Below are 9,345 nucleotides of genomic sequence, written 5' to 3'. Positions count from 1 at the left end.
CAGGTTCCCGCCTTCGACGCGCTGACCTCGGCCGGGCTCGGCGCGGCGGCAGCCGTCGGCGCGGGGGCGGAGGGCTGCGACATGGCGACCTGCTGGACCACTTCGCGCGCGCGGCTGACGCGGACGTTCAGGCTGTCGTTCTCGGCATAGTCGCGCTTGACCTGAAGCTCGGTCAGGTCGTTTTCGTGCAGCAGTTCCGCAAGCGCGCGGATGAAGCTGACATCGCTGTCGTGGCTGGTCTTGTCGCTCATAGCTCTGGGCCCCTCGTGTCGCGCCCGTCCGGGCTGCAGTTCCGGGGGCTTATACGCCGGTTCGCGAGGCGAGGAAAGCAGCCCGCGACCATCGAGACGGGCGCGGGCGCCGCGTCAGCCGGGGGCGGGCGGTGCGTCGGTCTCCACGCCTATCGGGGGCGGAGCATCAAAGGGTGCGGTTTCAAATGGCGCAGGGGGCCGCGTCTTCCGGGCTTCGCTCGCATGGGCGGTGGAGACGCGCGCTTCGTCCTGCCGCGCAGCCTCGGCATTGGTCTCGGCCTCTGCCTCGGCCTCGCGCCGGGCCGCGATGGCTTCGCTGTCGGGCAGTATGGCGATTCCCCAGGGTTTGAGCGTGCCTTTGGGCGCCGGATCCGACGGCGAGGCTGGTGCGGTATCGGCAAGGCGGGCCGCCTGCACCAGCCCGAGGCCCAGCTGATCCGGCGGGCGCGGTGCAGTGGAAGAGGTGGCCCCCATGCGCGTGACAGGCGGCAGGTCAGCACGCGGCGCCGCGGCCGAACTGGGCGCGGCGCGCTCGGCGCGGTCCGGCGCGAGCGCCAGTGCCGCCGGTTGCGCGGCCGGTTTCAAGACATCCATTCGAAACTCCCGAATCACGTCCCCACCGGGAGGGATGCTCGGAAGAAAAAGCGAAGAACTCGTGAAGAGGGGCCGACCTTTCGGCCGGCCCCTCGTTGCCCCAAGGCGTTGCGCCGGGCGTATCAGCCGCGGTTCATCCGGTTCTCGATCAACTCCTCGACGACCTGCGGTTCGGCCAGGGTCGATGTGTCGCCCAGGCTGCCGTGATCGTTCTCGGCGATCTTGCGCAGGATGCGGCGCATGATCTTGCCCGAGCGGGTCTTGGGCAGGCCGGGTGCCCACTGGATGCAGTCGGGCTTGGCGATGGGTCCGATCTCCTGGCGCACCCAGGCCTCCAGCTCCTTGCGCAGATCCTCGGTCGCCTCGACCCCCTCCATCAGGGTGACATAGGCATAGATGCCCTGGCCCTTGATCTCGTGCGGATAGCCGACCACCGCGGCCTCGGAGACGGCCTTGTGGGCCACGAGTGCGCTCTCGACCTCGGCCGTGCCCATGCGGTGGCCCGAGACGTTGATCACGTCGTCGACCCGGCCGGTGATCCAGTAATAGCCGTCGGCGTCGCGGCGGCAGCCATCGCCCGAAAAGTAGTAGCCCTTGTATTGCGAGAAGTAGGTCTGCTCGAAGCGGTCGTGATCGCCCCAGATGGTGCGCATCTGCCCCGGCCAGCTGTCGGCGATGGCAAGCACGCCCTCGGCCTCGGTCTCCTCGATCACCGCGCCCGACTGCGGGTCGAGCACGACGGGCTTCACGCCGAAGACGGGCAGGGTGGCCGAGCCCGGCTTGGTCGCGATGGCGCCGGGCAGGGAGGTGATCATGTGGCCGCCGGTCTCGGTCTGCCACCAGGTGTCGACGATCGGCACGCCCCCCTTGCCGATGACGCGGTCGTACCACTCCCAGGCCTCGGGGTTGATCGGCTCGCCCACCGTGCCCAGCACCTTGAGCGAGGACAGATCTGCCCCTTCGGCCCAGTGGTCGCCCTTGCCCATCAGCGCCCGGATCGCCGTGGGCGCGGTGTAGAACTGGGTCACCTTGTGCTTTTCGCAGACCTTCCAGAAGCGCGAGGCGTCGGGCCATGTCGGCACGCCCTCGAACATCACCGTGGTCGCGCCGTTGGCCAGCGGGCCATAGACGATGTAGCTGTGCCCCGTCACCCAGCCGACATCCGCCGTGCACCAGAACACGTCGCCGTCATGGTAGTCGAAGGTGTATTGATGGGTCATCGCGGCGTAGGCGAGATAGCCGCCCGTCGTGTGCACGACCCCCTTGGGCTGTCCGGTGGAGCCGGAGGTGTAGAGGATGAACAGCGGATCCTCCGCCCCCATCTCCTCGGCCGGGCAATCGTCCGAGACGCCGTCCTCCATCTCGTGCAGCCAGTGGTCGCGGCCCTCGACCATCTCGACCGGCCCGCCCGAACGCTTGACCACGAGCATCTGCGTGCCATCGGGGCATTTCTCGAAGGCCTTGTCGGCATTGGTCTTGAGCGGGGTGTTCTTGCCGCCGCGCGGCGCCTCGTCGGCGGTGATCACCACCTTGGCGTCGCAGCCGGTGACCCGCGCCGAGAGCGCGTCGGGCGAGAAGCCCGCGAAGACGACCGAATGGATCGCGCCGATCCGGGCGCAGGCGAGCATGGCATAGGCCGCCTGCGGGATCATCGGCATGTAGATGACGACGCGGTCGCCCCTGCCGACGCCCATCTTCTTGAGCACGTTGGCCATCTTGCCCACATGGGAATGCAGCTGCCGGTAGCTGATGTGCTGCGCCTTGGCCTCGGGGTCGTCGGGCTCCCAGATGATCGCGGTCTGGTCGCCGCGCGTGGCAAGGTGCCGGTCGACGCAGTTCTGCGCGACGTTGAGCGTGCCGTCCTCGAACCATTTGATCGAGACCCGGCCAAGGGTGAAATCGGTGTCCTTCACCTTGGCATAGGGCTTGATCCAGTCGAGCCGCTGGCCCTCCTTGGCCCAGAAGCCCTCGGGGTCCTGCATCGATTGCGCATACATCCGGTCGTATCCGGCCCGGTCGATATGGGCGCGGGCGCGGGTCTCATCGTTCGGCTCGTGAAGCTGCGGTGTCATGAGCTGATCCTTCATTCTCTCTCCCTTGATGCTCAGATCGCGAGGTAGCGCTGGCGCAATGCCTCGTCCTCGAGCACCTCCTGTGCCGATCCGTCATAGACGACCGAGCCGGTGTCAAGGATCACGGCCCGGTCGGCGAGCTTGAGCGCGGCCACGGCGTTCTGCTCGACGATGATGGTGGTGATCCCCTGATCGCGGATGATGTTCAGCGTCTTGGCGATCTCCTGCACGATCACGGGGGCGAGCCCCTCGTAGGGTTCGTCCAAAAGCAGCACCTTGATGTCGCGCGCCAGCGCGCGGGCGATGGCGAGCATCTGCTGCTCGCCGCCCGAGAGCGTCACGCCTTCCTGCTTGCGGCGCTCCTTGAGGCGCGGGAACAGCCCGTAGATCCGCTCCAACGACCAGCCGATGGGCGGCGCGATCTGCGCCAGCTGCAGGTTTTCCTCGACCGTGAGGCCGGGGATGATGCGTCGGTCCTCGGGCACCAGCGCGATGCCGTTGGCCGCCGCCTCGTGCGACTTCATCTTGTGCAGCGGCTTGTGATCGAGCCAGATCTCGCCATGCCTGAGCGCCGGGTCGTCGAGCCGCGCGATGGTGCGCAAGGTCGAGGTCTTGCCCGCGCCGTTGCGGCCCAGAAGGGCGAGGATCTCGCCCTCGTGGATGTCGAAGCTGACGCCCTGTACGATGTAGCTTTCGCCGTAATAGGCCTTGATGTCCCAGACCGAGAGGAACTTGGGGTGGGTCGCGGCATTGTTCTGCCCGCGGTCGAATGTCGCCGTTTCTGCCATGTTCTCGCTCCCGCGTTCAGACCTGCGCCTCGCCCAGGTAGGCTTCGCGCACCTTGGGGTGGCCCTTGATGTTCTCGGGCGTCTCCTCGACCAGCGGCGTGCCCTGCGCCAGAACGGTGATCCGCTCGGCGAGGGAGAACACCACGTGCATGTCGTGCTCGATGATGCACATGGTGATGTCGCGCTTGGCCTTGATCTCCTTGAGAAGATCGATGGTGTTGTTGGTGTCGGCCCGCGCCATGCCCGCCGTCGGCTCGTCGAGCAGCAAAAGCTTGGGCGTCTGCACCAGGCACATCGCCATCTCGAGGCGCCGCTTGTCGCCGCGCGACAGGCTGGAGGCGATCATGTGCCGCTTTTCGAGCATGTTGACGTCCGCGAGCATCGTCTCGGCCTGCTCGCGGATGCCCGCCTCCTTGCGCACCGTCTCGTAGGCGTGCAGGCGAAAGGCGCCGTCGCGTCGCGCGAAGCAGGGGATCATCACGTTTTCCAGCACCGAGAGATCGGCGAAGATCTCGGGCGTCTGGAACACGCGGGAGATGCCCATCTGGTTGATCTCATGCGGCTTGCGTCCGAGCACCGATTGGCCGTCGAACATGACCGAGCCCGAGTCCGGGATCAGCTTGCCAACGAGGCAGTTGAGCAGCGTCGACTTGCCCGCGCCGTTGGGGCCGATGATGGCGTGGACGGTGTTCTCCTTGACCGAGAGGTTGACGTCGCCCAGCGCCTGCAGCCCGCCGAAGCGCTTGTTGACGCCCTTGACTTCGAGAATGCCCATGATGGCGCTCCTTATTCCGCGGCGGCGCGCTGGCGCGCGGCGTCGGATTCGACATGGTCGGCATTCTTGTCGCGGCGGCGGAACAGGCGGCCCGTCCGCTGCGCGCCCTCGACGAGGCCGCCGGGCAGGAAGATGACGACCAGCATGAACAACAGGCCCAGCGTCAGGTGCCAGCCCTTGCCGATGAAGGGGTGGATGACGGCGACCATGGCGTTCTCCAGCCCGTCGGGCATGAAGGCGAACCACTGGTGCAGGATGCCGTCGTTGATCTTCGAGAAGATGTTCTCGAAATACTTGATGAAGCCCGCGCCCAGCACCGGCCCGATCAGCGTGCCCGCGCCGCCGAGGATGGTCATCAGCACCACTTCGCCCGATGCCGTCCACTGCATCCGGTCGGCGCCGGCCAGCGGATCCATCGCCGCCAGAAGACCGCCGGCGAGCCCCGCATACATGCCCGAGATCACGAAGGCCGCAAGCGTGTAGGGGCGGGTGTTGAGACCGGTGTAGTTCATCCGCTGCTGGTTCGATTTCACCGCCCGCAGCATCATGCCGAAGGGCGAACGGAAGATCCGCACCGAGAGGTAGAAGGCCAGCAGCATCAGCACCGCGCAGAAGTAGTAGCCGACTGAGAAGTCCCAGGACCAGGGCCCCACGAAGAGCGTGGTGGTGTCGCGCATCTCGGCGCCGAAGAGCGAGGTGACGGGCAGGCCGCCGGTCGAGGCCCCGTCGAGGATGCGCGGATCCGAGAGGGTGAGCTGCAGGCCGGTCTCGCCATTGGTGATGGGGGTCAACACCGAATAGGCGAGGTTGTAGCTCATCTGCGCGAAGGCCAGCGTCAGGATCGAGAAGTAGATGCCCGAGCGGCGCAGGCTGACGAAGCCGATCACCAGCGCGAAGAGACCGGCCATGATGATCGACAGCACGATCGCCGGGATGACGTTCATCGACAGAAGCTTGAACATCCACACGGCCGAGTAGGAGCCGATCCCGAGGAAGGCCGCGTGGCCGAAGGAGAGGTAGCCCGTGAGCCCGAACAGGATGTTGAAGCCGATGGCGAAGATCCCGAAGATCACGAAACGCTGCATCAGGTCGGGATAGCCCGCGTTGAACTGCGCCAGCGCCGAGCCCGCGGGAAAGGGGTTGAGGATGATCGGCGCGAACAGGGTGATGAAGGCCACGGCGATCAGAAGAAGGGTGTCTTTGCGCTCAAGTCCGAGCATGGCTTATTCCTCCATCACGCCGCGCCGGCCCATGAGGCCCCGCGGACGGGTCAGCAGAATGACGATGGCGACGAGGTAGATGATGATCTGGTCGATGCCCGGCAGCAGCGATTTCACCTCGTTCATCGAGGCAAAGCTTTGCAGGATGCCTAGGAGGAACCCCGCCAGCACCGCGCCGGGCAGGCTCCCCATGCCGCCGACGACGACGACGACGAAGCTCAGCACCAGGAAATCCATGCCCATGTGATAGTTCGGGCTGAGGATCGGCGTGTACATCACGCCCGCAAGCCCCGCCACGGCGGCGGCGAGACCGAACATCAGCGTGAAGCGCTTGTCGATGTCGATGCCCAGAAGGCCCACGGTCTCGCGGTCGGCCATGCCGGCGCGGACCACCATGCCGAAGGTGGTGAACTGCAGAAAGGCGAAGACGCCCGCGATGATGATGCCCGCGAAGAAGAAATACACCAGACGCCAGTAGGGGTAGATGATCGAATAGGGATCGAAGCCGAGCCAGACGCCGATGTCGAGGCTGCCCTTGAAGGCCGAGGGCGCGGGCGTCGGAATCGGGTTGGCGCCGTAGAAATACTTGATCACCTCCTGCAGCACGATGGCGAGGCCGAAGGTCACGAGGATCTGGTCGGCATGGGGGCGCTTGTAGAAATGCTTGATCAGCCCGCGCTCCATCACGAAGCCCACCAGCACCATGACCGGGATCGCCAGCAGGATCGCCAGCGGCACGGCCCAGTCGATGATGGTGGCACCCATCTCGGGGCCGAACCAGTTCTCAACATAGGGCGTCTGGACCTTCATCGGATTGCCGAGAAAGTCGGTGCGCTCGGGGTCGATGGTGGTGACGCTGAGCGTCAGGATCTTCTGCAGGGTGACGGCGCAGAAGGCGCCGATCATGAACAGCGCGCCATGGGCGAAGTTCACCACGCCCAGCGTGCCGAAGATGAGGGTGAGGCCCAGCGCGATCAGCGCATAGGCCGATCCCTTGTCGAGCCCGTTCAGGATCTGGATGAGTATGGCGTCCATGGTCCCCGTCCATATGTGAGGATGGTCAAGCCGCCCCCGCTCGCGCGGGCCCCTGGGGTCCGCGCGTCGGGAGGGGCCGGTCGCGGGATGCGCGACCGGCTGTCTCGGGTGAGGGCGTCAGGCGCCCGGGTTGCACTCGCCCAGCGCGCCGCCGGCGAACATCGGGTGGTCCGGCGCGTAGGTGACCTGCTCGGTCGGCGTGACCTCGACGATCTCCACGAGGTGGAACTCGTCCTGCGGGTTCTCGGCGCCCTTCACCACGACCACGTCCTTGAAGCACTGGTGATCGTCGGCGCGGTACAGCGTCGGGCCGTTGCCCATGCCGTCGAACTCGAAGCCCTCGAGCGCCTCGACCACGGCGCAGGGGTTGAAGTCGCCCGCCCGCGTCACGGCATCGGCATAGAGCAGCGTCTGCACGTAGCAGGTATGCGCGGCCTGAGACGGCGGGAAGCCGTATTTCTCGCCAAAGCTCTTCACGAAGGCCTTGGTGCCCTCGTCCTCAAGCTTCCAGTCCCAGTTCTGCGAGCCGGGAATGCCGGCGATGGCCGAGCCCGCGCCGCGCGCCATCAGCTCCGAATAGAGCGGCACGACGATCTGGAAATCCTGGCCGTTGGCCTGACGCTCGCGCAGGCCGAACTGCACCGCCTGCGTCAGCGAGTTCACCATGTCCCCGCCGTAGTGGTTGAGCACCAGCACGTCGGCGCCCGAATTCAGCACCGGCGCGATGTAGGAGGAGAAATCGCCCGCGCCGAGCGGCGTGCGAACCTTTTCGGTGGTCTGCCAGCCCATCGCCTCGGTCGCCGCGGCGATCGATTCCTCCTGGGTCCAGCCCCAGGTGTAGTCGGCGGTCAGGTGGTAGGCCTTGCGATCGGTGCCGTAGAGGTTCTGCAGCACCGGCGCGAGGGCCGCGGCGGACATGTAGGCGTTGAAGAAATGCCGGAAGCCGTTGGCCTTGCGGTCCTTGCCGGTGGTGTCGTTGGAGTGGGTGAGACCGGACATAAAGATCACGCCCGCCTCCTGGCACAGGCCCTGCACGGCCACGGCGACGCCCGAGGAGGAGCCGCCCGAGATCATGATCGCGCCGTCCTTCTGGATCATCGACTGGGCGCTGGCGCGGGCGGCGTCGGACTTGGTCTGGGTGTCGCCGGTGACGAACTCGACCTTCTTGCCGAGGATGCCGGTGCCGTCGAGCGCCTTGGAGGAGAAGGTGTTGAGCATCCCCCCGTCGCCGCCGCCGTTGAGATGCTCGACCGCAAGCTCGAAGGCGCGCAGCTCGTCGGCGCCCTCGTCGGCATAGGCCCCGGTCTGCGGCACGTTGAAGCCCAGCGTCACCGAGGATCCGGTGGGATTGTTGGTGAAGGCGGATGCGCTCGAGGTGAAGATCGTCGGAAGCGCAAGACCCGCGCCGCCGATGGCCCCCGTCCTGAGCAGCCCGCGCCGCGAGAAGTTCTGTCGTCTCATGTGGTCTCCTCCCTGATGTTCCGGTCGATGCGCGCTGGACCTCCTCCGCCCGGCGCGCGTCGCCACACCTTACGGTGCAGGGGCAGTATCGGGGCAGGGAGGAAAATCGCGCAACAAGTGCTTGGAGGGACGATGGTTTTCTGTAAACTTATCGACAGGATGGATAGTAAACTTGTAAATAAATTCTCTCGCATGTGCAGAAAAGGCCGCGGGCGATGAGCCGCGCGGCGGAGGCGGCAACGGTCCTCGCAGGCTCGCGGATCCGGGCGCGTCGGCTCGATGCGGGCATGGCGCAGGGCGAGCTGGCCCGGCGCATCGGTGTCTCGCCCTCCTATCTCAACCTGATCGAGCACAACCGCCGCCGCATCGGCGGGCGGCTTCTCAACGCCATCGCCCGGGCGCTGGAGCTGGAGGTGGCGCAGCTGTCGGAGGGGGCGGACGGGGCGCTGCTCGCCCGGCTCGCGGCGGCGGGTTCGGCACAGGCGCGGCCGCTCGCGGCGCCCGAGGAGTTCGCCGGGCGCTTTCCCGACTGGGCGGCGGTGGTCGATGCGCAGGCGCGCCGGATCGAGACGCTCGAAGCGCAGGTCGCAGCGCTGGGCGACCGGCTGGCGCATGACCCCGAACTGTCGGCCTCATTGCACCAGGTGATCACCTCCGCCACTGCGATCCGCTCCACCGCCTCGATCCTCGCGGGCGGAGAGACGCTCGACCGGGACTGGCAGGCCCGGTTTCACAACAACATCCACGCCGAAAGCCTGCGCCTAGCCGACAGCAGCCGCAGGCTCGCGGGCTACCTTGAGGTACCGGGCAACGACCACGGCCCGACGGCGCTTTCGCCGCAGGAACAGGTCGAACGGTTCTTCGAGGCCGCGGACCATCACCTGCCTGCGCTCGAAGGCGAAAGCCCCGCGATGCGGCCCGAGGAGATGGCGGCGGAAGCACCGGGGCTCGATGCATCCGCGCGCGACATGCTGGTCCATCGGCTGGCGCAGTACCGCGCCGACGCGGCAGCGCTTCCCTCCGAGGCGATCGGGGCGGCCTGGGGCGAAAAGCCCGACCCGCTGGCGATCGCGGCGCGGCTCGGGCAGCCGTTGGAGCGGGTGCTGCGCCGTTTGGCGACGCTGCCCGCCGGGCTTGGCCCGCCGCGGG

General features: G+C 67.0%; 8 protein-coding genes and 1 pseudogene. 1 reads left to right on the top strand and 8 read right to left on the bottom strand.

The window, feature by feature from the left end:
• From NHG85_RS16250 to NHG85_RS16215, 8 genes and pseudogenes are all read right to left on the bottom strand, one after another.
• Positions 1-251: pseudogene (locus NHG85_RS16250) on the bottom strand (acetyl-CoA carboxylase, biotin carboxyl carrier protein); the annotation flags it as partial.
• A gap of 114 nt (positions 252-365) precedes the next feature.
• Positions 366-845: a hypothetical protein gene (locus tag NHG85_RS16245; RefSeq protein WP_253334300.1), complete on the bottom strand. Its 480-nt coding sequence runs from the start codon at positions 843-845 to the stop codon at positions 366-368.
• Positions 846-967: 122 nt separating this feature from the next.
• Positions 968-2,917: an acetate--CoA ligase gene (acs, locus tag NHG85_RS16240; RefSeq protein WP_253334298.1), complete on the bottom strand. Its 1,950-nt coding sequence runs from the start codon at positions 2,915-2,917 to the stop codon at positions 968-970.
• Between the two features lie 32 nt (positions 2,918-2,949).
• On the bottom strand, positions 2,950-3,705 hold the full coding sequence (locus tag NHG85_RS16235; RefSeq protein WP_253334296.1) for an ABC transporter ATP-binding protein: 756 nt from the start codon (positions 3,703-3,705) through the stop codon (positions 2,950-2,952).
• A 16-nt stretch (positions 3,706-3,721) separates the two neighbouring features.
• Positions 3,722-4,480 carry an ABC transporter ATP-binding protein gene (locus tag NHG85_RS16230; RefSeq protein ID WP_253334294.1) on the bottom strand — a complete coding sequence of 253 codons (759 nt, stop codon included), beginning with the start codon at positions 4,478-4,480 and terminating at the stop codon, positions 3,722-3,724.
• A gap of 11 nt (positions 4,481-4,491) precedes the next feature.
• The gene (locus NHG85_RS16225; RefSeq protein ID WP_253334292.1) at positions 4,492-5,700 is read right to left on the bottom strand and encodes a branched-chain amino acid ABC transporter permease; all 1,209 of its coding nucleotides are present in this window, start codon (positions 5,698-5,700) and stop codon (positions 4,492-4,494) included.
• 3 nt (positions 5,701-5,703) lie between these two features.
• Entirely contained in the window at positions 5,704-6,735 is a 1,032-nt protein-coding gene (locus NHG85_RS16220; protein WP_253334290.1) for a branched-chain amino acid ABC transporter permease, read from the bottom strand.
• Between the two features lie 117 nt (positions 6,736-6,852).
• The gene (locus NHG85_RS16215; RefSeq protein ID WP_253334288.1) at positions 6,853-8,196 is read right to left on the bottom strand and encodes a substrate-binding protein; all 1,344 of its coding nucleotides are present in this window, start codon (positions 8,194-8,196) and stop codon (positions 6,853-6,855) included.
• Positions 8,197-8,411: 215 nt separating this feature from the next.
• Between NHG85_RS16215 and NHG85_RS16210 the strand changes: the two genes are divergently transcribed.
• A partial coding sequence (locus NHG85_RS16210; RefSeq protein ID WP_253334286.1) for a helix-turn-helix domain-containing protein occupies positions 8,412-9,345 on the top strand: 934 nt, incomplete at its 3' end.

It is taken from the genome of Limimaricola litoreus (assembly GCF_024159025.1).
Lineage (GTDB): Bacteria > Pseudomonadota > Alphaproteobacteria > Rhodobacterales > Rhodobacteraceae > Limimaricola > Limimaricola litoreus.
The sequence above is the reverse complement of the archived record's forward strand: the minus strand, read 5'-3'. Positions and strand labels throughout refer to the sequence as shown.

Bases quoted from the DNA above. Each gene is read 5' to 3' on its own strand.
- acs (WP_253334298.1), bottom strand. From the start codon at position 2,917: ATGACACCGCAGCTTCACGAGCCGAACGATGAGACCCGCGCCCGCGCC.
- NHG85_RS16215 (WP_253334288.1), bottom strand. From the start codon at position 8,196: ATGAGACGACAGAACTTCTCGCGGCGCGGGCTGCTCAGGACGGGGGCC.
- NHG85_RS16245 (WP_253334300.1), bottom strand. From the start codon at position 845: ATGGATGTCTTGAAACCGGCCGCGCAACCGGCGGCACTGGCGCTCGCG.
- NHG85_RS16225 (WP_253334292.1), bottom strand. From the start codon at position 5,700: ATGCTCGGACTTGAGCGCAAAGACACCCTTCTTCTGATCGCCGTGGCC.
- NHG85_RS16220 (WP_253334290.1), bottom strand. From the start codon at position 6,735: ATGGACGCCATACTCATCCAGATCCTGAACGGGCTCGACAAGGGATCG.
- NHG85_RS16230 (WP_253334294.1), bottom strand. From the start codon at position 4,480: ATGGGCATTCTCGAAGTCAAGGGCGTCAACAAGCGCTTCGGCGGGCTG.
- NHG85_RS16235 (WP_253334296.1), bottom strand. From the start codon at position 3,705: ATGGCAGAAACGGCGACATTCGACCGCGGGCAGAACAATGCCGCGACC.